Origin of the sequence: Sphingobacterium sp. HJSM2_6 (assembly GCF_049316305.1) — a bacterium.
Classification (GTDB): Bacteria; Bacteroidota; Bacteroidia; order Sphingobacteriales; family Sphingobacteriaceae; genus Sphingobacterium.
In genome coordinates this window covers 249,538-273,057 of sequence record NZ_JBMOXB010000001.1, presented here as the reverse complement: position 1 = coordinate 273,057, position 23,520 = coordinate 249,538, and the positions used below count along the sequence as shown (strand labels likewise).

The following is a 23,520-nucleotide window of genomic DNA, read 5'->3' as shown; positions in this document are numbered from 1 at the left end:
TATGTCAAGGAAACCATTAATTGAAGAGAATTTACATTCTGAAGAATTACAGGATATTATTGCAAAGCCACCTTCTTGGCTTTTGCAACGTGGTATCTCTTTTGTTCTTATTACTATTCTAATGATATTGGGTATTTCGGTATTTATAAAATATCCTGAAATGATTCAGGCTCCATTGAAATTTAACACGAGTGATGCGCCCAAAGTGATGCTAAGTAAAGTAAATGGCAACTTGGTCAAAATCTTAGTCAAAGAAGGGATTTGGGTAAAGAAAAATCAAGAAATAGCTTATTTAGAAAGTGTTGCTGATCATCAACAAGTAATTAATATTTTAGATTATTTGAAGGACGTGCGAGCTTATAAAATTGATAATATAGAACTTGATAATAATTTTTCACCAAATAATCTTGAATTAGGCGAATTGCAAAACTCTTATCAGAATTTTTATTTGTCTTATATTAACTATAGAGCTATTAGTGTTGGAGGTATTTTTGAAAAAAGAGAAAAATTAGTTAATAATGAGCTACATAATGTAAATGAACAAAATCAACGTATAAAGCAAACCTACGAGTTACAGAAAAAAGAGTTACAGTTAGCTGAACTCGAATATCAGAAGTATAAAGCTTTAGCGGATAAAAAAATTATTAGCTCTTTAGAATTACAATAAAAGGAATCCGCATTACTAGCAAAGAGGCAATCTATTCCGCAGATAGAGAACAATTTAATTTCTAACCAAGGTAATTTATTAGCAAAGGATAAAGAACTTTCAGAAATAAAAAATCAAATTTTTGAAGAAGAAAAAAAATTTTCGCAGTCGCTGAATAGTTTTATCAGTGAGGCTGAAAATTGGAAAAAACAGTATATTATATCCTCTCCATCAGATGGATATTTGGTTTACGGTAATTTTCTTCAAGAAAATCAGTTTATTAAATCTGGCGAACCTCTTTTTTATGTTCATACTGAAAAAGATGATTATTATGGAGAAGTCTTTTTACAACAGTCTAATACATCTAAAGTCAAGAAGGGTCAAAAAGTATTAATCAAAATACGTAGTTTTCCTTATCAGGAATATGGTTATTTGACAGGTAAAATTGATTATATCTCTGATATTCCATTAAAGGATAGCGTGTTTTTGACTAAAGTTACTTTAGTTAGAACGGATCAAGATTCTGTTATTAAATTAAAGCCTGGAATTTTGGCTGATGCTGAAATTATTACAGTAGATCAAACTATTTTCTTTAGGATATGGCTTAATTTATCTAAATCACTGAAAATTTGAATTTATAATTTAGGATAAAAAGAAAAATCCCTGAAGATTCTCTCTTCAGGGATTTTTTTGTGGTGCCAGCTGGATTCGAACCAGCGACACAAGGATTTTCAGTCCTTTGCTCTACCGACTGAGCTATGGCACCATTACAAGTTTTTGTTTAGCATCTGTTACTTGCCAGATTTTTTGGAGGTGGTGCCAGCTGGATTCGAACCAGCGACACAAGGATTTTCAGTCCTTTGCTCTACCAACTGAGCTATGGCACCTTTAAATGCATTTCCGTTACCGAACTTGCGTTGCAAATGTACCGTCTTTTTTCGAATTCTAAAACTTTTATACTAAATATTTTCATGTAATTATTCAATCCATTGATTCTGATTGAGATAAAATTACATCAAATAAACAATGGGATTATTGAAATAACGGTATCTTTGCACTTCAATAAAATGTTATGAGTAAAAAAGGAAGAGTTTTGGTAGCGATGAGTGGGGGAGTAGATAGCTCTGTTGCTGCAGTCATGTTACACGAACAAGGCTATGAGGTTATAGGAATCACTATGAAAACTTGGGACTATGCCAGTTCTGGAGGTTCGACAAAGGAAACGGGCTGTTGTAGCTTGGATAGTATCAATGATGCGCGCACTTTGGCTGTAAACTATGGCTTTCCTCATTATATATTAGATATTCGGGATGAATTCGGCGATTATGTCATCGATAATTTTGTGGATGAATATATTGCTGGTCGTACCCCAAATCCTTGTGTATTGTGTAATACACATATCAAATGGGAAGCATTGATGAAGCGCGCCAATAAATTAGATTGTGAGTTTATCGCAACGGGACATTATGCTAATATTCGATTGCATGATAATAATCGATATGTGATCTCCAAGGGTAAAGATGAACATAAAGATCAATCGTACGTATTATGGGGCGTATCTCAAGAGAACCTAGCAAGAACTCAGTTTCCTTTGGGAAGTTTTACTAAAATGGAAATTCGTCAAATGGCTTTGGATATGGGCCAGCGCGAATTGGCCAATAAGTCGGAGAGCTACGAGATTTGTTTTGTTCCAGATAACGACTACCGGTCGTTTCTAAGACATAAAAGACCTACTATTGACCAAGAGATAGGTCCAGGTAATTTTATCCTATCTGATGGCACGGTTGTGGGTAAACACATAGGTTATCCTTATTTTACAATCGGTCAACGTAAAGGTCTTGGTGTAGCATTTGGAAAACCGATGTTTGTGCTTCAAATTTTACCGGAGAGTAATTCGGTAGTCATAGGCGAGGAGCATGAGTTAGAGCGTAGTCAAGCTTTTGTGCGTGACATCAATTTAGTGAAATACGCCTCGTTAACAGAACCTATGGAAGCAATAACTAAGATACGTTATAAAGATGCTGGAGCGCTATCCACATTGACGCAGCATGGAAGTATGATGCAGGTTGATTTTGCTCATCATGTGAAAGGGATTGCTCCTGGACAGTCGGCCGTATTTTATGAAGGTGACGATTTACTTGGGGGTGGTTTTTTAATGAAAGAGAATAGTTAATTCTGCTTAACAAAGGATAAAAAAAATGCGATGTGCCAAGCACATCGCATTTTTTTGTGTTATTGAATAGCTTATGATAATTTAGCTACTTCTTGTGCTAGATCGATGATTTTGTTTGAATAACCCCATTCGTTGTCATACCAAGATACCACTTTTACGAAGTTATCATTCAAAGAAATACCAGCTTTAGCATCAAAGATGGAAGTACGCGCATCTCCTAAGAAATCTGTAGAAACTACTTCATCTTCGGTATATCCTAAAATTCCTTTTAAATCACCTTCAGAAGCTTCTTTCATAGCTGCTTTGATATCTTCGTAAGAAGCACCTTTTGCTAAACGTACAGTTAAATCTACTACCGAAACGTCTGCTGTAGGTACACGTAAAGACATACCTGTTAATTTACCTTTCAATTCTGGTAAAACTAATCCTACTGCTTTAGCAGCACCTGTAGAAGAAGGGATGATGTTTTGGTAAGCACCACGTCCACCTCTCCAATCTTTCACTGAAGGACCATCTACTGTTTTTTGAGTAGCTGTAACCGCATGTACTGTAGTCATTAATCCTTCTACGATACCAAATTTGTCATTTAAAACTTTTGCGATAGGAGCAAGACAGTTAGTTGTACAAGAAGCGTTGGAAACAATATTGTATTCTGCTTTTAATTCTTTGTGATTAACACCCATTACGAATGTAGGGGTATCATCTTTCGCAGGAGCAGACATAATTACTTTTTTAGCACCAGCTTCGATATGTTTTTGAGCTAATTCTTGTGTCAAGAAAAATCCAGTAGACTCAATAATAACGTCAGCACCTACTTCATCCCATTTCAAGTTTGCAGGATCTTTTTCAGCAGTAATACGAATGGTTTTACCGTTAACCACTAAGTGGCCATCTTTTACTTCAACAGTTCCGTCAAATTGACCATGTGTTGAATCGTATTTTAACATATATGCTAAGTAGTCAGGCTCAACTAAGTCATTGATACCAACTACTTCAATATCGCTACGCTTTACAGCAGCTCTAAAAGCTAAACGACCGATACGGCCAAATCCGTTAATTCCAATTTTCATTTTTACTAATTTTTATTTAAATAATATTTTAATAGATTTTGAACAGGCTCACGAATGATCGTTCCTACAGGTAGGTGTTGATCATTGGCAATTTGCCTTAACCAGTCTGAATAATTATTAGCTACTGAGCCAGTAAAGCTAAAAATAGCATCAGGGTAAGATTCCGACAGTGGAATCAAATATGTTTTTACATAAATATCCAAACCTTTTTTAATAATTCCTTCAATATATGGATCATCTTTGTTCTCTAAGATGAAATCGGCAAATGAAGTTAAGAATATATTTGGGTTTGGGGTATTGTAGGTTTTATCAAGAATAGTCTTCCGATCGATATTGTGTTTTCGGACAAACTTATCTTTAAATCCAGGAGGCATGGACTCAGTCAGAAAATCTTTAAGAATTTGTCTCGCCTGCCAATTGGTAGAGCCTTCATCGGCAAGAATATAGCCTAGCCCATAATTGTTTTCTACAATTTTTTTGCCATTATAGTAGGCCGCGTTGGAACCGCTTCCAATAATTCCTATAATACCTTTTTCATTGCTAAAGGTCGAAATAGCCGAAGCCAATACATCATGGCTAGCTTTCACCTTTGCATTTTTAAAAAATTGGGTAAATACACGTTCAATCTTTTCTTGCCTTTCTTTGGAAGAAGCACCAGCACCGAAAAAATAGATTTTTCGGATCCGTTCAGCATTGTTGATGAGTTGCGTGTTTTTGTTAAGAAGTTGATAGATGAAGCGTTCCTCTTGAATGTAAGGATTGATACCAGTGGTCCGGAAACCATGAAGTATCCTGCCTTTTTCTGCTAAGCGCCAATCCGCATAACGGGAACCACTATATACAACTGCTATCATAATAAATTATATGTTCATAACTTGGGCGATTTTCAATAATTCTTCATCTAATTTAAGCTCTTTTCCTCGTAAAGCTTCTTCTAGACTGGTAGAAACTATTTGACTGCCTCTAATACCAACGGTGGCACTACGGTTACCTCTGATCAATTCGTTTACTGCAAAATAGCCCATTCGGGTTGCAAGTACACGGTCAAAACTACTCGGTGAACCCCCACGTTGTAAATGCCCTAATATACTAACTTTTGTGTCATAAAAATCAAATTTTTCTTTCACACGTTTTGCAACATTATAGGCTCCGCCATTTTTATCACCTTCTGCAACGATGACAATCATGGAAGTTTTATTTCTTTCTCTTGCTTCTTCTAAGGAATCTATTAATTCTTCAATAGCTGTATCTTTTTCGGGAAGCATTAATGCCTCAGCACCTCCAGCAACACCGGCATTCAATGCAATACATCCGGAATCTCTCCCCATCACTTCTACAAAGAATAATCGATTGTGTGAAGCGGCAGTATCTTTTATCTTATCGATGGCGTCAATGACGGTATTGTTTGCGGTGTCAAATCCTAATGTATAATCAGATCCATATAAATCATTGTCTATAGTTCCTGGGATACACATGACAGGGATGTCAAATTCTTTAGAGAAAAGCTCGGCGCCTGTAAAGGTCCCATCTCCGCCGATGGCAACTAATGCATCAATGCCAGCAGCTTTAACTTGATCGTAGGCTTTTTGTCTTCCTTCGGGAGTTCTAAATTCTGCACATCTTGCAGATTTCAATATGGTGCCTCCTTTTTGTAATATGGAACTCACTGAGCGACTCACCATTTCTTTGAAATCGCCTTCAATCATTCCTTCATAACCCCTATATATTCCTGTAACTTTTATTCCGTTATATAATGCTGTGCGGACCACTGCGCGAATGGCTGCATTCATGCCAGGAGCATCTCCTCCTGAAGTATAAACACCAATCCTTTCAATTTTATTCATTTGCACATAGATTTTTTGAATTACGAATATAATGTGTATTTCTTACACTATTAAATTTTTTTAGTAATTTGTTTGTGGATTTGTTATAATTGTTCATAATTTAAACAAGTTAGGATAATCAATTTAAACATAGAGATACCGTGCAAACCCATTTTACCATTGATTGTGTCATCTTAACTTTTGATGATGGCGAATTGAAAGTTTTACTTGCTGAAAGGAATGAATATCCATATAAAGATTGGTGGGCAATACCAGGCTATTTCGTAAATAAATACGAGGAAATGGAAGATGCTGTGGCTCGTATCTTGTTGGAGATGACAGGGCTTAAAGATATTTACATGGATCAATTGGCCGCCTTCGCAGGCGTGAAGAGACATCCAGAGGGTAGAATATTGACCGTGGCCTATTTAGCATTAGTTCAAATGGATGAGGTGCGAAATAAAATTGCTACTGGCACGACTTACATGAAACAATTAAAGTGGTTTCCTATTACTGAATTACCCGATTTAGCATTCGATCATAAAGAAATCATCGAGCTAAGTGTAGATCGTTTGAAAAGGTCTGTTACATTTTCCACAGCACCTTATGAATTATTACCTACAAAATTTACACTCACTCAATTACAGCAAGTTTATGAAGGCCTGTTGAATAAAAAATTGGATAAACGAAATTTTAGAAAGAAAATAAATAACCTAGGCTATCTCAAAGAGCTTAATGAATATCAGAAGGGTGTATCTTACCGCGCTGCAAAATTATACGCATTTGATAAAAAGAAATTCTTAAAACAGTTTAATCAAGATTAAAATTTGTAATTCATACTTAATTCCAAGTTAATAAGTTGTTAATAAACAATTTTTTGACATTGGAATGATATTATTTGTGTTCTATTTTATACTTTTGAATAATTTTTAGAAAAAGTCAAAAATAATAAAAGGTAAAATGGAAAACCGTAAGGAACAAATTATAGAAGTTGCTCTTAAGCGTTTTGCTCATTTTGGGTTTCATAAAACGACCATGAATGAAATTGCAGATGATCTTCGGATCACTAAAGCAAATCTTTATTATTACTATCCAGACAAACCTTCCTTGATTTTGGATGTTTTGTGTGCAGTGATTACTGAATTACATGGTAAAGAGAGTGATTTAATTGAAGAATATCAAGGTGATTTAATGTCATCGATTGATCAGCTTTTAGAGCTTAAAGCGAGTTTCATGAAGAAATATTATGTATTTCATATCAATGAAAATTTAGATTGGATCAAAGGGATAGACATAGCAAAAGCATTGGCAGAATTCAATAAAAAAGATATTCTCATCATGAAATCTTTATTAGAGAAGGCTGTCGCAAATGACGATTTAAAATTAGAAAATTTAGAAGATTATGCGCAATCATTCACAGAGATTTTAAAAGGACTAGACATATTACATACCGTTTCGGATATCATAACAGGTATTCCAAATGAAAGTAATGTTGATAAAATTTTGTCAAGTCAAAAAAGAGCTGCTCGATTGATTTTCGAAGGTAAATTAATTCGCAAATAACAATATGAAAAATATAAAATTACTCACACTACTATTGTCAGGATTATTTTCCGGACAACTGCTGTTTGCACAAGAAACGCTAACGCTGCAAGAGGCATTGAAATATGCCTTGCAAAATAAAGCGGAGGCTAAAGCGGCAAGTTTAGAACTAGAAAATGCACAATATCAAATCGATGAAGTTCGTGCTGGAGCAAAGCCTCAAATTAGTGCATCAGGAACTTTAACGTATAATCCAATGCTTCAAAAAAGTGCTTTGGATGGTGCATTGATGGGAAGACCTGGAGAAACTATCATGGTAGCATTTGGTCAAAAATGGCAATCGAATGCCGTGCTAAATGTAAATCAACAAATTTTTAATCAAGCCTTGTTTACTGGTTTGAAAGCAGCACGTTCTACCAAGGAGTTTTACTTGATTAATAAAGAACTTACTGATGAGCAATTGATTGAAAAAGTATCCAATTCTTATTATCAGGTTTTTCAAACACAATTGCAATTAGAAACAATTGAAACGAATCTTGCTAGTACGACCAAGACTAAAAATGTAATCGAGGGATTGGTGAAAGCTGGTTTAGGTAGACAAATAGATTTGGATAGGATTATTGTGAATATTAATAATTTAGAATCTCAAAAACAAATTGTTTCTAATTCCTTAGAGCTTGCGGAAAATGCTTTGAAATTCGCTATTGGTATGTCGATTCAAGAAGAAGTAGTATTACCGGAAGAGACATTTGACATACAAATTGAAAATGCTTCGTTGGGAGATGCTGGTTTAGGTAATCGTTCTGAAATTAAATTATTAGAGAAACAAGCAGAACTGTTAGAATACAATAAAAAGTCTATTATTTCAGGATACTATCCTACTTTATCCTTTACGGGTAATTTAGGCTACTTGGGTATGGGAAATACGTTTCCGATATTCTCCCCAAATGAAGGGGTGAAATGGTCAGGTTTTTCTGGTTTAGGATTAAATCTTGCGATTCCAATTTTTAATGGTGGAGCAACCAAGGCTAAAGTTAACAAAGCGAACATTCAGATTAGACAATTGGAGGTTCAATTGGAAGACACTAAACTAGGTCTGAACTTAGCTAATGAAAATGCAAAACAACAAATTAAAAATTCTCTTTTAACCATCAATACCAATCGTTCAAATGTTGGTCTGGCAAAAGAGGTGTTAACCAATACGGAAAACAACTATAAAAATGGACTTGCAACCCTAACAGAATTATTAGATGCTGAAAATGCATATTCAGCCTCACAAAATAATTTGAATACTGCCTTATTAAACTATAAAGTAGCAGAAATTCAATTAATCAAAGCAAACGGAAATTTAAAATCTTTAGTAAACGAATAATTAACTTATCCACAATATGAAACGTGTATTAATATCCATCATTGTAATTGGAGGACTCTTAGCAGGAATGTTCTACATCCTGAATAAAAATAAAAAGAAAACTGAGGCTGAAACAGCCGTAGTTGCACAAACGAATACAGCAGTAGCAGTTCGTATCGATACGGCGCAAATGCAACAAATCAGTTTAGCATATCAAGCAAACGGAACATTTATGCCGAAACAAGAAGTTACGGTAGCCGCTGAAACTGGTGGTCGTGTAGTTCGTGTATTGGTTGATGAAGGTTCTCATGTATCTGCTGGTCAAACATTGGCTGTAGTAGAAGGAGATCGTTTAAACGTTAATGTCGCAAATGCTCAAGCTAATTATGATAATGCTCAAGCAACATTGCAACGTTATGAAAGTGCTTTAGCAACAGGCGGTGTAACGCAACAACAAGTTGATGGCATGAGATTGCAGTTTGAAAGTGCGAAAAACAATTTGAAAAGCGCAAAGATTGTTGCAGGTGATGTGACCATCAAAACTTCGGTGTCAGGTATTGTAAACGCTAGAAAGATTGAACCGGGTGCTTATGTAAGTGCTGGTACGGCCGCTTTCGATATCGTTAATGTAAGCACGCTTAAACTACGTGTGAATGTAGACGAAAAAAATGTAGCAACTTTAAAAGTAGGTCAAACTGTAGATGTGTCGGCTAGTGTATATGCTGATAAGAAATTTACTGGTCGTATTACATTTATTGCTCCAAAATCTGATGGTAGTTTAAATTTCCCAGTAGAAATCGAAATTGCAAATAATCCTAACAATGAATTACGTGCAGGTATGTATGGTACTGCATTGTTCGGTGCCGAAGGTTCAACCAACACGTTAGTTGTTCCTAGAACAGCATTTGTAGGAAGTATTGCAGACAATAAAATATTTGTATTGAAAAACGGAAAAGCGATTGAAACGAAAGTACAATCAGGTAGAAGTTTTGGCAATGACGTAGAAATTATTGGTGGTTTAGTAGCTGGCGATCAGGTGATCGTTTCTGGACAAATCAATTTGAACGATCAAGCTGCAGTACAAGTGATTAAATAAAAAGGGATTCGTACAAAGTATAGAACATGAAGATTACTGAAATATCAATAAAACGTCCCAGTCTAATCATCGTATTATTTATAATACTGACACTGGGAGGGATATTTTCATATTCCCAATTGGGATATGAATTGGTACCTAAATTTGAGGTAAATGTAATTACCATTCAAACCGTGTACCCGGGAGCCTCACCGACCGAGGTTGAAAATACAGTAACTAAGAAAATTGAGGATGCTGTATCATCATTAGAAAATATTAAAAAACTGGAATCAACATCCATGGAGAATGTTTCCGTGGTCATGATTACGCTGAATGATGAAGCAGATGTCAATTTCTTATTGACTGATGCACAACGGAAAATTAATGCAATTCTTAATGACCTTCCAGATGATGTAGATGCACCTTCTCTAAATAAATTCTCTTTAGATGATGTGTCCATCATGAGTTTGGCTGTAACGTCAAATTTGACGGAAAAACAGTTGTTTGATTTATTGGACAACAAGATTCAACCAATTTTCGCTCGTATAAACGGTGTGGCGAAAGTAGATCTTGTAGGTGGTGAAGAACGTGAGATTCAAGTGAGTGTTGATGCTCAAAAATTAGAAGGTTATGGACTATCTATTGGACAAGTTCAACAAGTTATCCAACAGTCTAACTTAGATTTCCCTACAGGAAATGTAAGTACTCGCGAAAATAGAACGACAATACGTTTAGCCGGAAAGGTAAATACCGTAGATGAGTTACGTAATTTGCCTATTACTACGCCAAAAGGTATAACCATTTTCTTAAGAGATATTGCAGATATCCAAGATGGTATTAAAGAGATTGAGAAGATTGCAAGATTAGATCAACAAAACACCATTTTATTGCAAGTGTTTAAGCAGTCTGATGCGAACGCTGTTGAAGTTTCTAAATTAGTTCAAGAAACCATTTTAACAGTTGAAAAAGATTATGCTAAGGATAATATTAAGGTTCTAATAGCAAATGACTCGACGAATTACACCTTGAATGCAGCAAATAACGTAATGAAAGATTTAGTTATTGCGGTTATCCTTGTGGGATTCATTATGTTGTTTTTCCTTCATAGTTTACGTAATGCAGCCATCACAATGGTAGCGATTCCATTATCGTTAATTGCAACCTTTATTGGGTTGATGTTAATGGGTTATACGTTAAACTTAATGTCTTTATTAGGACTTTCCTTGGTGGTTGGTATTCTAGTGGATGATGCAATTGTTGTAATTGAGAACATTCACCGCCACATGGAGATGGGTAAAAATAAAGTGCGTGCCGCTTATGATGGAGCAAAAGAAATTGGGTTTACCGTTGCAGCGATTACCTTGGTAATTGTCGTGGTATTCTTACCTATTGCGATGTCTACAGGTTTGGTTGCTAATATTCTTGCACAATTCTGTGTTACGGTTATTATTTCAACCCTATTGTCTTTATTAGTTTCATTTACCGTAGTTCCTTGGTTATATTCTAGGTTCGGTAGATTAGATCACATTAATCCACACACTTTGTTCGGAAAGATTATTCATGGTTTTGAAGCTGGTTTAACCAAATTCACACACATGATTTCTGATATTCTGAAATGGTGTTTAAAGAGTGTATCTACGAAGTTAGCGACACTTGGTTTGGCTATAGTATTATTTGCTGGTTCCATAAGTTTAGCTGTAATGGGATACATTGGATCTGATTTCTTCCCTGCTTCAGATAAAGGAGAGTATTTGATTCAGTTTGAATTGGAAAAAGATGCTTCTCTTGAAAAAACTAATGCATTAACGCAAAAAGCAGAAGAAATCATAAAATCGAAACCCGAAGTAGAGCGAATTATTACTACAGTTGGTCAATCTTCCGATGGGGTAATGTCTACCGGTGGGTCTAGGTACAAATCGGAAATCCACGTCGTGATGAAAGATACCTACACGGAGAGTTCCAAGGTATATGCTGCGGTATTGATGCGCGAATTGGAAAACAAATTAGTAGGAGCTAAAGTGAAGTCGGTAAATATGGGTTTAATGGGTGCGGAACAAGCTCCTTTAAAATTAACCATTATCGCATCTGATGTGAAAGATGCAGCAGAATTTGCCGAAAAAGCAGCTGATTTATTGCGCCAAGTTCCAGGATCTACAGGTGTTAAATTATCATCTGAAGGAGGTAATCCGGAAATCAATGTGAAAGTGGATCGTGAAAAGATGAACTCGTTAGGGTTAAATGTAGCTACCGTGGGGATGACCATGCAAACGGCATTTTCCGGTAATACCGATAATAAATTCCGTGCAGGAGATAATGAATACGATATTAATATCCGTTTTGGAGAAAATAGCCGTTCTGACATTAACAATGTGCGTGATTTAAAATTCATCAATAATCAAGGTACTGCAATTGCATTAGAACAATTTGCTGAAATTGGTTATGGATCAGGACCTTCATTATTAGAACGTCGTGATAAATCGCCAGCAGTTTCTATACAAGCGGCAGTTGTTGGTCGTTCTATGGGTGAAATTGCAGCAGAATGGGAAGCTAAGTTTTCGGAATTAGAACGCAAACCTGGGGTAGTTTATATTTGGGGTGGTACTATGGAAAGCCAAGAAGAAGGTTTTGGTACATTGGGAGTAGCCTTATTAGCCGCAATCTTGTTGGTGTATTTGGTTATGGTATCATTGTATGATAGTTTTATTACACCATTTGTAGTATTATTCTCAATTCCATTATCATTCATTGGCGCGTTGATTCTACTAGCATTAACAGGTCAATCATTAAATATCTTTACGATTTTAGGTATTATCATGCTTATTGGATTAGTTGCTAAAAACGCTATTCTATTGGTTGATTTTGCGAATCACCGTAAAGAAAATGGTGATAATACACATGATGCATTAGTAGCTGCCAACCATGCTCGTTTACGTCCAATTTTAATGACGACTATAGCCATGGTTATCGGTATGGTGCCTATTGCAATGGCAACAGGAGATGGGGCAGATATGAATAGGGGATTAGCCATCGTAATTATTGGTGGATTATTATCTTCTTTATTATTGACCTTGGTAGTTGTACCTGTAGTTTATTCAATATTCGACAGCTTAAAACGCCGTTTCGGTAAAAAAGAGGAAACAGATTACGCCACGTTAATTGATGCAGATTATGTTCCTAACGAACATTACATCGATGAAATGGAAGTAAAGCATAATTAATAGAACAATTAATTAATATTAGAAGGGTCTGAATTTTACATTCAGGCCCTTTTTTATGTTAAAGCACTGGGTGTTTTTTTTCTAAAAAAATCAATAGAATTAAACAAAATTAAGAAGAGGCTGTTGATAAAGAAAAAAGATCTATGTCACAACACAAAAGAAAGAGCTTTATCCATAATTCATTTGAGATTTTAAAAAATTCAGTACTAGGATTTATCAATGAAGACAGCATGAAATATAGTGCTTCTTTAGCTTATTACACGATCTTTTCCATTGGTCCCATTTTGGTATTGATGATTTCTTTGGCGGGGATATTTTTTGGTGAAGATGCCATAAAAGGAAAAGTGTTTTCTGAATTAAATGGCTTAGTAGGGGCAAATGCTGCTTTGCAGATTCAAGAGGTGATCAAGAACCTAAGCCTGTCTGGAAAATCAAATATGGCATTAATCATTAGTATTATAACACTGCTTGTCGGGGCAACAACTGTATTTGGAGATATACAGAATTCCATTAATAAGATTTGGCATGTTCGTGCAAAACCTAAAAAGGGATGGTTGAAGTTGTTGATGGATCGATTATTATCCTCCTCGTTAATTATTGGGCTTGGTTTTGTGTTGGTAGTCACTTTAGTTATCAATGGAGTCATTCTCATGATTACCGATCGGCTACTCTTTTATTTCCCAGATATGACGGTATATGTGATCGATGGCATTAATTTTTTACTCACTTTTGCCATTACTTTTTTATTGTTCAGTATTATATTTAAAGTCTTGCCGGATGTGAATATTCAATGGAAAACCGTAAAAACGGGCGCCTTATTTACGACCTTTCTATTTATCTTAGGAAGATTTGCTATTGGATTTTATTTGTCTAATTCCAGTACAGCGTCCACATATGGCGCTGCAGGTTCCATTGTTTTGGTCCTGCTATGGGTCTATTATACTGCAGCAATATTATATTTTGGAGCCGTATTTACCCGTGAATACGCGACCTACAAAGGCATTAGTATTGAGCCCTCGGAGTTTGCCGTACACGTAGAGGTTAAGGAAATCGAACGCAATGTAGCTGAAATTCCAGCAGCTCCTTTGACACAAGAAGAAAAAGTCATTCAAAAATAAGTCATTAATTTAATCCAAATGATGTTTTTGGAACCCATAAGAATCGGGGACGATACGCCGATCCATATTTCCACCAGATTGCCTCATCATAGCTGTTTATATTGTAGCTCATTAAGATTTTATCTTCTTTTTGTATTTGCGGATGCAACATGGCATTATAGGTAAAGAGTTTATGCCTCTCCAAATTAGGTTCCTGAATTTGGTAAATCAATCGTTCTTCAGTAAATGGGCCTTCAGGCTGCATACTTAGATACGAGTAAATTTCTCCAGGAACTTTTAAACGGTCTTGCGTTAAGAATATAATTTTATTAGCTACTTTTCGAATACTAAATTGTTCGGAAACTAATTTTTTGATGCCCAAAATCGCTTGACTTTGATTGGGATTCGAATTCCATTTAGTTCCGTCCCAAAATAATTTACTTTTAATTGCATTTGGTTTCATGTTAATTTTCATGACATGCAGGTCGGAGGTTAAACGTTCCTCATTCATTTTCGAACCATATACATATAGATCTTGGCCATCTTTTAGAACTGCATGTCCAAAATGGATGCGCTGATCCGCAGGCATAAAAGCAATAGTTTTTTTTATTTTAAATGTTTTTAAATCAACTAATAATAAATCACAACCTTCATATTGAAAGGCAAATGGACCAGTTTCTCCTGCTTTTTTGCTGTATTTAGACATAAATAACAGGAGTTGGTTATGATCAATAATACCATCTCCAGGCCAATACCACATTTCTTTTCCATGCTTCTTTTGTACGTCAAATAGTGCTTTGGGGTTTTCTAAATTACCCTGATATAATTGTGTTATCCCATGCTGATCTAGTAAGGTAGCCGTATTGCCTAAAATAAATTTTAAGGGAGGAATTTTAATATCCTGATCAATTTTCCCAAGGAAACTGTCGCCCCACAGAAATAAAGATTGGTTATTTCCTAAATCAATAGAGACGCATCCATCAGCCCCTGAAATTTCCCCTGCAGCTTTCGGTAATAATAATTCTGTAAAACTGCTGTCAACAAGTAAACTGTCTTTCAAATATTTTTGTTCAGGAATTCCTTGCCCAATTGACCAGCTGAGTATATAAGCAGGAGCTAAAAACCATAAGTATAGGATAGTGACTGGTTTCATTGACTAAGATAAATCATAAAAGTCTTTTACTCGTTTTTCTAAATCTTGAATAATAACTTCTGTAAAATCTGTTTTCGTTAATTGGTTGATGTGGTACAAAGCGCCCGGACTAAATACATTGATTTCCATAATTTTATCTCCAACAATATCTAGGCCGACCAAATACATTTTATCTTGTTTTAGCTTGTCCTTAACCTTCGCTACTAACGCTAAAATAGAATCGTCTATTGCTACTTTTTCCGTTTTCGCACCTTGATGTATATTACTTCTTAGTTCATTACTACCTTGCACTCTACGAACTGCGGCATACTGACCATTCAAGTGTAATGGTTCCCCATCTATCAAAAAGAAGCGAATATCTCCATGTATAGCGTCAGGTAAATATTCTTGAGCTATCACATAACCATCTCTTCCTATCGCTTCTACGGTCTGTTTAAGATTAAGTCGATCTTCATATTGAATTAAAAATACATTTTTACCACCTGAACCTTTAAGCGGCTTTAAGATGATTTTTTCTTCTTGTTTTTCTAAAAATCGTAATACGTCTTTATGATTTCTAGTGACTAAGGTTTTCGGACGAATAGATTTATCGAAATTTTCTAAATATAATTTATTATTTGCTTGAATTAGATGATCCGGATCATTTATTACCAATCGCCCATTTGCTTTCACTAGTTGTGCAAATTGTATACCCGTTGCAGCAGCCCAAGGCCTGTTAATCATATCCAATGTTGGGTCAAATCGCAGCCATAACAGATCAATATCATTCATATCCAGCAATGTTTTTTCACAGGCTTTCAGTACTTCAATCAATTTGCTGTAGCTATCTATTTGTTCATTAGGATCGACTACGCGGCAATGCGCTAGGATAGCCTGTTCTTCTTCATATACAAAATCTGCCAGCCCTATATATAAGATTTGATGTCCGCGTTGTAATGCTTTTAATGCCAATAAAGTGGTCGTGAATTTTTCTTCTTCTTTATGGGTCTGGTTGATTAAGAATGCTATTTTCATAAAATATAAGGGATTTTGTTTAAATTAGTTTGAAGATGGTTCCTTTTGTTTTAGCGTCTTTCCATTTATCCGAATATTCTGGAAATAAATACCTGGGTGTGATGGCTGGTGGGATCAATACTTCACGCTGTAATAAATCCTTAATGATGGGCAGGTAATCTTTTCTGATTTTCCCCATCATCAACAAATGCACATTTTTACCATCCTTTAAATAGTTTAATAATTCTATAATTCCTTTCAAATAAAGGGCGTCTTTGGTTAATCCTCCACCACGATATACCCGCATCACAATTTGGAAGGCTGTTTCTGCTTTAAAACCATACTGCGCAACCAACAGATCAAAGCTGTCTATAAAGTTATTTCCTAAAAGCATATGTTGAACAGCTATTACACGGGCTGCAATGATTCTCAATCGATCATTATTTAGACCATCTACAATGAATTCAGATAATACGGCTAGTCCCTCTTGCAGTTCTTCATAACCAGGAACGCCTAAACTGAATAAATTTAAAGGCTGCATCCGACCATTGAAATAAGTAACCACATGCGTTCCGATTTCATGTTGTATTAATGCCATGGCTCTCGAGCTGCTGAGTTTATATTCCTTACTAATATTCAAGGCTCCACGATTTACCATCACCCCAGATATATCCTCGCGAATTCGTATGGGACAATTAAAGTCGGGATGTTGCTGTTGTAGAAATCTGACTTCGTCTCTCGCTAATTTGGCAAAATGATGTGCATCTATTATTTCTTCATTTTTAGCACTGTTATTTTCCGATTCGGTCATCATTAAAATAGCCATGGCCGTATTGTATAATTTCTCCGAAACGTTGCCAAATACTTGCAAACTTCCATGTACGAAATCTTCTTTTCCTCGGTCGGCTAACATGGTGATGGTGGAGTCAAGTTCCGATCGCTTATCTCGAAATATATAACCCATTGTTGGATCGTAGATATCTTCAATCCGCAAATTATATAGCCTCCGTTTTACTAAATCTGGATCTATATGTAATGGTCGATATAGAAATTTTGGAGCTTTCCAAAATTTATCCTTTTTAAACTGTAGCCATGCTTCATGCGTATTAAGTGGAGTCACCATCAATAAGAAGTCAAATTTCTTACTTTCTTGCGCCAGGGCTAGGTCTATTTCATTAATTAAGGGAGTTAATTCTTGTTGAAAATTTATTTTTTGCGCGGTAGCATTTAAATGCGTGTAAACTCTTAAAAATTCAAAGAAAAGACGAGATAATGATTTGGCTAGTGTCTCTCGATAAATACGCATTAAAATAGGCAATACAGCCTCATGTTCATCCAAATAGTTTTGTTTAATGGAAATGCCTAATAGTAATATCTGTTTATTCTGAAGTTCCTTTTTACTATATAAAGAGTTCAAATGTTCAGGTTGCGGAATATTAAATTCCTTGGTCATCTCTACATGGATTTCTTTACTTTCTTTTCTAATATTCTTCTGCAGGTATTCGGCCAAGGGTAAGATATCTTTTTGACCAATATGTAGTTTGATATCTTCTTTTTGATTTTCTGGAGCTACCCAAGCCTCTACCAATAAGCAGGCACCAAATTCTTGAGCTAAAGTTTCTGCAATAGGGTGTAGCCAAGTTTCAAATTCAAATTCCCCAGATTTGCAGACGATGCTCGCATTCTCTGTTCTTGCTAAATCGGAAATCATTTTATCCTTCTTATCTAAACTCGGTATCCGATAAATAAAAATATAAGGTACAATTTTTTGAAAAACAAATTTTCCAACATTAGGGATTTGATAATGGATAGGATGTCTTTTCTGTATGGAATTGATAATTCCTGGTAAACCTTTATTTTTTTCCATGATCGTCAAAGTAATTATTCAATACCTCTAAAGAATTGCTTAATAATTCTTTGCAGCTTTGAATCCTCAAATGATTTGGTACAGCAGTCCATTCATCCATAAAATCTTTCCGAAATTCTATGGATAAAACGCATCCAAACTCTGCAAAGCGTTCATTGATCATCTGGGATAAATACCCTCCACGAAACTTTACATTTTCTCGAATATCGATAACCTCACCGTATAGTGTTTGTGTTTTTAGATAATCCATCCATAGCGTGATGAGAGGTCTCCATTTGGAATGGACAGGCCCTGTTCCTAAATTTATTTGTGGATTTTCAAGCTCATTTACTACTTCAGCAGAAGAATGACGTTTTGCATTATAGCTATGAATATCGTAAATCACGAAATATCCAAATTGATGAATTGTTTCTTGCACTAAATCAACGATTGTTTGCAATATATTCTGATGATCATCCTGCAATTTTGCGATATAATTCGCAGGCGTTGTATCCTTCCATACCTCCAGTCCCCAGGCTTGTGCAGGTTTAAGATATATTGCATCCTCCAATTTTCTATTGATGTCCAATTGAAATCTCGAGCTTTTTACGATAAATTGATTGATCGGTAAGTCTGCTATTTTTGCCGTAAATGGGTCCTCTTCGCGCAAGCGTTCCTGTTCTTTCAATAGTTGATAGGGTAATAGCGCTGGATGTATATCCTGTCCATCATGGATAGCAAATGCCCAATACGGACTACTTACTTGTTGGATATGGAACTGGGTAAAATGTAACATGGAAATATCTTAGATTCACTTATTAAAACAACTTTTCAATTAAATAGTTTATATAAAATAAGGTTATTACTAAATTAAATGGTTAAACATTTAAAAATTCAATCAAGTATAAGCTTTATAACCACTTGAATACTAAGATAGTAACCTTAGGCGTTATAACTAATAACCAATTTAAAAAAAGGAGGTCATTATGAACCTAATTCAACGCATTGAACATTGGGGTGACATGCATCACCCACGCTGGATTGATTTCGTCCGGATTGTGCTCGGTATTCTTTTATTTGCCAAAGGGGTAAGTTTTATCATGGACCGTAATTCGGTGGCGAATCTGATTGAAAAAACGCATTTCCAGCTTTCCATTTGGAGCGCAGTCCATTATGTGGTATTCGCACATATTGTAGGCGGAATATTTATTGCTTTAGGTTTGCGAACACGTTTAGCGGCTGCAATTCAAATTCCTATTCTTTTCGCAGCAGTATTTTTTATCAACATCACGCAAGGTTTCAGTTTCTTAAATTCTGAATTATGGCTTTCTGCAATGGTGTTGATTTTGCTAATTTATTTTATGGTGGTTGGATCGGGCCCTTTATCATTAGATAAGGCTATGGATAAACCAGGATACCAACGTAGAATATAATAATTAGTTTACGAAAATTATTTTCCCATTTTGGCCTTCTTTGCAAGGCCAATTTTTTTGGCTATTTTTTTTCAAATTCCAAGAATACTTCCGATCCTTGCCGTTCAGGAATGCTATTTCTGCAGGGGATTAATTGATGGATAATAAATTCAGATTGAAATAACTGCCGATAATAGGATATTTCGCCTGCATAGGGGGGACCTATTTGTTCAAATGCTCGATTAAATAGTAATCCTATTAATTTACCGCGGGTTTTTAACAGTTCAGCGGTTTTTTGAACATATTGACCGCGCAGTCTTGGGTCTAATGCACAAAAAAAAGTTTGTTCAATGATCAAATCAAAGTGATCCTCAATATCAAAATAATTTGCGCAGATTAACTTCACCTCAGGATAGGGATTAAATTTCTCTTTTAAAAGGTCAATCAAGTTCGCAGATAGGTCAAGTAAGGTAATATTCCGAAAGCCAGAATCCAGTAGGAAAGAGGCTTCATAAGCATTTCCACAGCCTGGAATTAAAATCTTGGCTTGCTTATCAGGATAGGTTTGCAAATAGTCTACGATGGCAGGAGATGGATAGCCTATATCCCAACCTTTTTGATTGGCAATCCAACGGTTATTCCAATATTCTTTCTTTATAAGATCTTCCATCTTTTACGAGCTGATGATTAAAGATTATAATTCTTCTAAAATATAACAGCCTGCTTCTGAAGGGTGATCTAAGACCCAACTTTGGCCATTTTCATTTTTTATTAATTGGATAATCATAAAATCTCCAATAGCAGCCATGGTAAAAAATGCAGCAAATAACAATAAAGAAAAACTACCTATACTCAGTGCAATAATCGCAGGTAAAAATCCTAAGATGACTGCAGGCATGATTGCGCCTATGATGTAGTGTTTTAATCGAAGAGGCTCTTTACAGTGGCAATAGGGCGTTAGCATTTTTTTCAATATTCCGTATTTGATAGATTTAAATCCTTGCTTAGCAAAAATTGCCCAGGTTATACCATGTATAAGTTCATGAACGACGATCCCTAATACCAGCACTATTAAAGGGATAAACCCTGCTAAAATGCCATATTGTTTTAGAAATTGTTGGATATTGTTTAAAATTTCAGCATTGCCAAATTGGTCAGACCAAATGATAAAAAATGGCACAAAATAGAGGATACTAATCGGTATTAAAATAATCAAACCCCATTTATTAGCTTTAACGAGATCAATGGTTAACTTTTTTTTATTAAAATTTGCTATGTTCATGCTTTACTTATTATGCTTTCACGGTATACATTATGCGATCTGCTTTTCCTTTTTCAGGTAAAGGTAAATCTGCATATTCTTTAAGGGCAACTACTATTAACTTGTTTATTTTAAATACCTAGCCCTAATGGTTATTCAACAGGTTTATGGAATTAGAATTTTACAGGTTTAGTTAACTGATTAAATAGCTGTTAAACGTTCTCCAATACTTGTCTTTAAAAATTTCAAAATCTACATCCACAATTGGACTGTATTTTTGTTGAATTTCTTTTGCTTTTCTTGCGGGCTTGCGGTAATCTCGACAGGCGATAAATAACTCTCGCGTTCCATTTACGGTTTCGGTACCAATTTGAATATATCCTTCAGACTCCGGTAGAAATGATTCCATATCCGTTTGAATACTTTCAAAAACGCTGTAGGAGTCATTATCTGGCAATCCTAATTCATCTTTGGGTTCGTATTTCTGAATAAGAACCAAAATCCATGGATGCGATGCTTTATAATCCCAGGCTAATGCATGGCAATTCATTACAGAAAGCATGGGAAGATTTTGTTCTATAGTTCCTTCAAATAGTGTCCATTCATCCTGTTGGGAATCGTAGTTTACTTGTTGATACTTTTCTAAAAATTCTTTTTCCCGCCATATTAAATAATCCTTTAGTTTATCCACAGAAATGAGATCGGTCATCTCCTTACTTTTGCTCTGTAATTCGATGTTGTCTATTTTTTCCATGATAAGCTCTTCCCCTAAATAATTGTCTAAGAAAATATAAACTCCATTTAAAAGCTCTTTATGAGCTTCAACATGATAATGATCATAAACAAATACTAAATTTATTTCATCTGGATAGGACTCTAAAAGCTGCGGGTAAAAATGGATATTTTCGGTATTAAATTTAAAATCCCCCGATTTTATACTGAATCCATCGATGGTCATGGCACGCTTAAGGGCTTTAAATTTCCAGTTATTTATCGCAGGAGCAGAGGCAACTAAATCCTCCGCATGGATTACATATTTTAATACCCCATCGGGCGTAAAAATAAGTTCAGCATCTCCATCAACATCTAATCCTACCAGAAAATTTAAATTCAAATCTAATTGATCTAATTTTGGAGCGAATATTCCAACAAATTTTTGTTCTACTTCAATACCATTTTTAATGATTTCATAAAAATCAGGACTGTGAATCGTAAACCAGTGCCAAAATTCAGCGTATGTTGAGTCCTCTTTCACTTCGTCTTTTTTAATAAATAGTTTTTGGAATATTTTTTTCATCCCTTAATAATCATTGCTCAATCAAATATTTGTTCGACTCGATTTAAATATAGTTAATTTGAATTGAACATTGTATTAGGGATTATTAAAATACTTTAAAGGTTAATATTTTGATATTCTATTATTAATGGATCATGATGACGATTTACCAATTTTAATATTAACCGGTTGGATTTAATTTATTGAAGTAAAATTCAATTTGTTAGTAATCCTTTTTCACGTACGAGTAATAAGCGCTAAATCAATTTTTAAAAATTGAATGGATTCATCTTTTCAACCGAAAATATTAGACTTATTGTACAGAACAAAAGCTTTATCATTTGCTTGAGATAATAATTACACTAGCTCAGTAGAGGTACTTGTTGCTGTTTAAAGACAAATGCTTAGTTAGTATAGAAAATTAGTATTCAATTAATATTATTTGAAGTAGGAAAAATATTTTATTTTTTTTTTCAATGTAGGGGGTAACAAAATTTGCATCTGGTTTATATCCTAATAGAAGCGCAAGCTTGGGCGGATTCCGAAAAGCCTTTAGAGTAGGATTTAAATTAAAATAACATATTATGAAAACTTTACAAAACCTAATGTCAGTACTTTTAATCAGTGCATTGAGCTTCACCTCTTGTAACAAAGCGGAAGATGTAGAAGTTGTTCAAAAAGTAGAAGTGGAATTAAACAACAAACAAATGCAAAATGAGAAAAACCCTCAAGATCATGAAGGGGCATTGCACAATACGTTCTTAGATTTCTTTTCAAAAAGTTTTGATGGAACGAAAGAAATGAATCAAGACAAGTTGATAAAATTATATAGTGAGTTTCATACCTCTCAAAAAATTGCTTTTGGAGACGAGCAAATCAAAGGGTATAAAAAATTATTTGAAACTTATGACATGATGGCTATGGGTAGACCAATCCCGGTGTTGCCTCCAAGTTTATGCCGTTGGTTTCCTGCTATTTGTGATCTATTATCTCCTTCGCCAACATTCCCCTTTGGACTTCCTGTTGGATTGTTAAATGAAGATAATGGAGGTACTTCAACCGAACGTACATTAAAATTTATTGAACAAATAAAAGTAAATGAAGCTAAGTTGATTGCAGATAAGTCATTAAGTGAGGAAAAAAGAAAAGCATTATTAAGTCAACATGCAGTAGCACGTTACTCAGCAGGTTACTGGCACAACGTAAATGCTATTCATAAAAGTAAAAGTCCATACTTTGAGCCTTTTCAATCGGAAGATATTCAAGCGATTTGTCATACTTGTGATGTGGTAGGAGCAGATGCAGCAGGCGCAGCAGTAGGTGCTTTAGTAGGTGGGGTAGGTGCTGGACCTGGTGCCGGAATAGCGAGTGGTGCTGTCGTACTTGAAAAAGCTTGGAATTGGTTCTGGAACTAATTAACAAAATTGTTCCCCTATAATTGCAAAATGGATCAGGGTTAGTTTTAAACTAATCCTGATCCTTTGTTTAATAATTTTAAATATTTCTTTTCAATTATTTTATATTTTTCAGAAACATAAAGTTTAAAGTAACCATCATTATACATCGCTTATTTGTTAAATGTTC

The 23,520-nt window shown here is 35.1% G+C and carries 21 protein-coding genes and 2 tRNA genes; 11 read left to right on the top strand and 12 right to left on the bottom strand.

The annotated features are described in order from the left end of the window. Position 1: 1 nt before the first annotated feature. Positions 2-667: a hypothetical protein gene (locus ACFRAE_RS01200; protein WP_422795284.1), complete on the top strand. Its 666-nt coding sequence runs from the start codon at positions 2-4 to the stop codon at positions 665-667. 33 nt (positions 668-700) lie between these two features. Next, a complete protein-coding gene (locus ACFRAE_RS01195) occupies positions 701-1,279 on the top strand; it encodes an HlyD family efflux transporter periplasmic adaptor subunit (protein WP_422795549.1) in 579 nt (192 codons plus the stop codon). Between the two features lie 60 nt (positions 1,280-1,339). Here the strand turns inward: ACFRAE_RS01195 and ACFRAE_RS01190 are convergent. Both ACFRAE_RS01190 and ACFRAE_RS01185 read right to left on the bottom strand, forming a co-directional pair. Beyond that, a tRNA-Phe gene (locus ACFRAE_RS01190) sits at positions 1,340-1,412 on the bottom strand. A 48-nt stretch (positions 1,413-1,460) separates the two neighbouring features. Continuing rightward, positions 1,461-1,533 (bottom strand) — tRNA-Phe (locus tag ACFRAE_RS01185). A 185-nt stretch (positions 1,534-1,718) separates the two neighbouring features. On the opposite strand from ACFRAE_RS01185, the gene mnmA reads away from it, so the two are divergent. Continuing rightward, positions 1,719-2,819 (top strand): tRNA 2-thiouridine(34) synthase MnmA, encoded by a 1,101-nt coding sequence (gene mnmA, locus ACFRAE_RS01180; RefSeq protein ID WP_422795283.1) that lies wholly within the window; start codon positions 1,719-1,721, stop codon positions 2,817-2,819. A gap of 71 nt (positions 2,820-2,890) precedes the next feature. Here mnmA and gap read toward each other — a convergent pair whose 3' ends face one another. The 3 genes from gap to pfkA are packed head-to-tail and all read right to left on the bottom strand — an operon-like array spanning position 2,891 to position 5,733. Further along, the gene (gap, locus tag ACFRAE_RS01175) at positions 2,891-3,889 is read right to left on the bottom strand and encodes a type I glyceraldehyde-3-phosphate dehydrogenase (protein WP_422795282.1); all 999 of its coding nucleotides are present in this window, start codon (positions 3,887-3,889) and stop codon (positions 2,891-2,893) included. A gap of 5 nt (positions 3,890-3,894) precedes the next feature. After that, entirely contained in the window at positions 3,895-4,743 is an 849-nt protein-coding gene (locus tag ACFRAE_RS01170) for a hypothetical protein (RefSeq protein WP_422795281.1), read from the bottom strand. A gap of 6 nt (positions 4,744-4,749) precedes the next feature. Next, entirely contained in the window at positions 4,750-5,733 is a 984-nt protein-coding gene (pfkA, locus tag ACFRAE_RS01165; RefSeq protein ID WP_422795280.1) for a 6-phosphofructokinase, read from the bottom strand. Between the two features lie 140 nt (positions 5,734-5,873). On the opposite strand from pfkA, the gene ACFRAE_RS01160 reads away from it, so the two are divergent. The 6 genes from ACFRAE_RS01160 to ACFRAE_RS01135 all read left to right on the top strand — a co-directional run bounded on the left by ACFRAE_RS01160 (position 5,874) and on the right by ACFRAE_RS01135 (position 14,016). Continuing rightward, positions 5,874-6,536 carry an NUDIX hydrolase gene (locus ACFRAE_RS01160; RefSeq protein ID WP_422795279.1) on the top strand — a complete coding sequence of 221 codons (663 nt, stop codon included), beginning with the start codon at positions 5,874-5,876 and terminating at the stop codon, positions 6,534-6,536. 136 nt (positions 6,537-6,672) lie between these two features. Beyond that, positions 6,673-7,275 carry a TetR/AcrR family transcriptional regulator gene (locus ACFRAE_RS01155; protein WP_422795278.1) on the top strand — a complete coding sequence of 201 codons (603 nt, stop codon included), beginning with the start codon at positions 6,673-6,675 and terminating at the stop codon, positions 7,273-7,275. A 4-nt stretch (positions 7,276-7,279) separates the two neighbouring features. Beyond that, the gene (locus ACFRAE_RS01150; RefSeq protein ID WP_422795277.1) at positions 7,280-8,626 is read left to right on the top strand and encodes a TolC family protein; all 1,347 of its coding nucleotides are present in this window, start codon (positions 7,280-7,282) and stop codon (positions 8,624-8,626) included. Between the two features lie 16 nt (positions 8,627-8,642). Continuing rightward, positions 8,643-9,701 (top strand): efflux RND transporter periplasmic adaptor subunit, encoded by a 1,059-nt coding sequence (locus tag ACFRAE_RS01145; protein ID WP_422795276.1) that lies wholly within the window; start codon positions 8,643-8,645, stop codon positions 9,699-9,701. 26 nt (positions 9,702-9,727) lie between these two features. Next, positions 9,728-12,898 (top strand): efflux RND transporter permease subunit, encoded by a 3,171-nt coding sequence (locus ACFRAE_RS01140; protein WP_422795275.1) that lies wholly within the window; start codon positions 9,728-9,730, stop codon positions 12,896-12,898. Between the two features lie 143 nt (positions 12,899-13,041). Next, a complete protein-coding gene (locus ACFRAE_RS01135; protein WP_422795274.1) occupies positions 13,042-14,016 on the top strand; it encodes a YihY/virulence factor BrkB family protein in 975 nt (324 codons plus the stop codon). A gap of 4 nt (positions 14,017-14,020) precedes the next feature. Here the strand turns inward: ACFRAE_RS01135 and ACFRAE_RS01130 are convergent, their stop codons facing one another. Genes ACFRAE_RS01130 through ACFRAE_RS01115 form a run of 4 tightly spaced genes read right to left on the bottom strand, consistent with a single transcriptional unit; the run spans position 14,021 to position 18,783 of the window. Further along, entirely contained in the window at positions 14,021-15,148 is a 1,128-nt protein-coding gene (locus ACFRAE_RS01130; RefSeq protein WP_422795273.1) for a hypothetical protein, read from the bottom strand. Positions 15,149-15,151: 3 nt separating this feature from the next. After that, a complete protein-coding gene (locus tag ACFRAE_RS01125; RefSeq protein ID WP_422795272.1) occupies positions 15,152-16,162 on the bottom strand; it encodes a glutathione synthase in 1,011 nt (336 codons plus the stop codon). A 19-nt stretch (positions 16,163-16,181) separates the two neighbouring features. Then, complete coding sequence (locus ACFRAE_RS01120) at positions 16,182-18,008, bottom strand: flavohemoglobin expression-modulating QEGLA motif protein (RefSeq protein ID WP_422795271.1); 1,827 nt, start codon at positions 18,006-18,008, stop codon at positions 16,182-16,184. Then, entirely contained in the window at positions 17,995-18,783 is a 789-nt protein-coding gene (locus tag ACFRAE_RS01115) for an N-formylglutamate amidohydrolase (RefSeq protein WP_422795270.1), read from the bottom strand. Before ACFRAE_RS01115 ends, ACFRAE_RS01120 begins: the two co-directional genes overlap by 14 nt. A gap of 190 nt (positions 18,784-18,973) precedes the next feature. Here ACFRAE_RS01115 and ACFRAE_RS01110 point away from each other — a divergent pair, with 190 nt between their 5' ends. Then, on the top strand, positions 18,974-19,420 hold the full coding sequence (locus ACFRAE_RS01110; protein ID WP_422795269.1) for a DoxX family protein: 447 nt from the start codon (positions 18,974-18,976) through the stop codon (positions 19,418-19,420). Positions 19,421-19,481: 61 nt separating this feature from the next. On the opposite strand, the gene ACFRAE_RS01105 is transcribed toward ACFRAE_RS01110, so the two are convergent. From ACFRAE_RS01105 to ACFRAE_RS01095, 3 genes are all read right to left on the bottom strand, one after another. After that, the gene (locus ACFRAE_RS01105) at positions 19,482-20,069 is read right to left on the bottom strand and encodes a methyltransferase domain-containing protein (RefSeq protein ID WP_422795268.1); all 588 of its coding nucleotides are present in this window, start codon (positions 20,067-20,069) and stop codon (positions 19,482-19,484) included. A gap of 24 nt (positions 20,070-20,093) precedes the next feature. Further along, positions 20,094-20,681, bottom strand: a complete 588-nt coding sequence (locus ACFRAE_RS01100; protein ID WP_422795267.1) for a DUF3267 domain-containing protein — start codon at positions 20,679-20,681, stop codon at positions 20,094-20,096. 172 nt (positions 20,682-20,853) lie between these two features. Next, on the bottom strand, positions 20,854-21,957 hold the full coding sequence (locus ACFRAE_RS01095) for a DUF695 domain-containing protein (RefSeq protein WP_422795266.1): 1,104 nt from the start codon (positions 21,955-21,957) through the stop codon (positions 20,854-20,856). A 563-nt stretch (positions 21,958-22,520) separates the two neighbouring features. On the opposite strand from ACFRAE_RS01095, the gene ACFRAE_RS01090 reads away from it, so the two are divergent. Beyond that, positions 22,521-23,351 (top strand): hypothetical protein, encoded by an 831-nt coding sequence (locus ACFRAE_RS01090; RefSeq protein ID WP_422795265.1) that lies wholly within the window; start codon positions 22,521-22,523, stop codon positions 23,349-23,351. Positions 23,352-23,520 lie beyond the last annotated feature (169 nt).